We start from the raw sequence: 298 nt of genomic DNA on the forward strand, positions 1-298 counted from the left end.
TGTAGTGGCAACGGCCGAAGATCAAACTGGCTTAGGAGCTGGGATTTACAAAGTAATTGTAACCGATAATAACGGATGTAAATCAGCCGAACTTTCAGTAACCATCACCGAACCAGCTACCGCGGTTACAGTAACCAATACAAAAGAGGATGTGTTGTGTTTTGGTGCTAAAACTGGAAAAATTGATATTACCCCTGCCGGTGGTGTCGGACCTTATACTTATGCTTGGACAGGAACTGGAGTTTCAGCTAGTGCTGAAGATCAAACTAATTTAGGTGCTGGGGTATACAAATTAATC

1 protein-coding gene is annotated in these 298 nt (G+C 42.6%); it reads left to right on the forward strand.

Features of this window, described 5'->3' with window-relative positions:
- Window positions 1-298, forward strand: a 298-nt coding sequence (locus tag ACZIX2_RS14290; RefSeq protein ID WP_463340766.1) for a SprB repeat-containing protein, incomplete at both ends; no start/stop codon positions are given.

It is taken from the genome of Flavobacterium riviphilum (genome assembly GCF_055231795.1).